1 protein-coding gene and 1 pseudogene are annotated in these 1,550 nt (G+C 62.8%); both read right to left on the bottom strand.

The window, feature by feature from the left end; all coding sequences use genetic code 11:
• Nucleotides 1-411: 411 nt before the first annotated feature.
• On the bottom strand, nt 412-882 hold the full coding sequence (locus C8N42_RS21285) for a hypothetical protein (RefSeq protein ID WP_107818386.1): 471 nt from the start codon (nt 880-882) through the stop codon (nt 412-414).
• Nucleotides 883-981: 99 nt separating this feature from the next.
• Nucleotides 982-1,550, bottom strand: a pseudogene (locus C8N42_RS21280) (DNA-binding protein); the annotation flags it as partial.

Genomic DNA, 1,550 nt, shown 5'->3' with positions numbered 1-1,550 from the left:
GCGTGAGCATCTTTGCGGGACATCTGTTTGGCTCCTGTCTTGGAGGCGGAGGACCATCCCCCGCGCGACAGGACCCCGCAGGCCCGAAGACTGGCTGACATCACCGGGTGCGTTCGGCTCGTCCGAATCCACCCGGCGGCACGGGCTCGCCCGTAGTCCGACCCCTCGCGGGTTGATCTCGAAGACGGGATTCGGGGCAAGGAAGGGAATGGCGAGCGGGGGATGGTGCGACGGCTGACTAGAGCCGGGTGTCCCGCTGATGCCATCGGTGCCAGCCTCCCAGGCAGGCTTTTCAAGGAATACGTCATTCCGTGTTGGATTGGATTCTATGGTGCCCCGCGATCTCGCGGGAAAGGGTCGTGATGGGTGAGAGGCCCGCGCTTGGGCAGGCCCCTTGGGTTCTACATGGGCTCAGGCAGCAAGCTCCGCGCGCCCTGCCCTATCGCCGTCCTCGCGGACGATCTCCAGCCGCGCGTTGCGATAGCCTTCTTTGGCGATCCAGAGTTCGGCAGCCGTGACAGACTCGGCCAGGTGCAGCAGCTCAGTGCAGCCGCCGAAATCCAGCAGGACACGCACCTGCCCAGGCTGTGGTTGCTCAGCGACCTCGAAGGTCAAGGCACTGTCAGCCGAATGAGTCCGCATGATCGTCACGAGAATGACCCCGTCCGAAGAGAAGTTCCCCTCGTGCAGCGTGAACGACGCCGGCGCAGTCCAGGTCGGATAGGGTCGCGGCGGCTCCTTCTTGACAAGACGGCCGACGCCGTTCGAGCGTTCCCAGGCCGCGAGCTTCTTTGTGAACCGAGCGGGCGGCTTGGGACTGCTGTCGGTATAGCGAATGAGCGCGCCCAGGGGCGCGGTTTCGAGAATGGTGGTTGCAGACATGATTCCTCATCCTGAATGCACAAAATTGCATTCATCTTATTGATATTATTGTATTTTATGTGATTGAGGGCGGGTTTCCCCGCCCTCGGATGGCGCAGATCACTCCGCGGCCATCATCGACGCATCATCACCCGGCAGGTCAGCGGTGAGGAAGGCAGGCAGGTCGACATCTTCGGCCTGCTCGACGTCGGAAACGGGCTCTGGTGTCCCCTGCCCTTCCGCACCATCGAGTGCTACCAAGTCGTGACGGCGAAGAACCTCCGGCAACCAACCGCTGCCTTTCAGCAGACGCTCGGCTTCGGTCGCCATCTCGCCTTTCTTCAGATGATCAAGGAGTTGCGCCGTCCCCTCCCCTTTCGCCTCGCGCACGGCCTCGAGGATCCGGGCCTTGGGCACGCGGTTCAGGTAGGTATCGGCCGTCGGCTGCCAACCTGCCTCGACCATGTCGAGTTCGACCGCCTGTGCAACCAAGTCAGACTGGGTCATCCGCTTGGTCAAACCGCTGGCCGAGATACCAGAACCATAGGGGTTCACCTTCTCGTGGAGCGCGTTGATCCCGAAGCTGAGGCAATGCGCTAGCAGGGACAGCCGGCTCACCTGATCGAGGGAAGCCAGGTAGTCCCAGAGAGCGACATCGTCGCCGAGCGGCAAGTCGGCCTCCCACTCCG

Origin of the sequence: Celeribacter persicus, assembly GCF_003050785.1 — a bacterium.
Lineage (GTDB): Bacteria > Pseudomonadota > Alphaproteobacteria > Rhodobacterales > Rhodobacteraceae > Celeribacter > Celeribacter persicus.
This window is presented reverse-complemented; position numbering and strand designations above follow the sequence as displayed.

Coding starts and splice junctions, on each gene's coding strand:
- C8N42_RS21285 (WP_107818386.1), bottom strand. CDS start 882: ATGTCTGCAACCACCATTCTCGAAACCGCGCCCCTGGGCGCGCTCATT.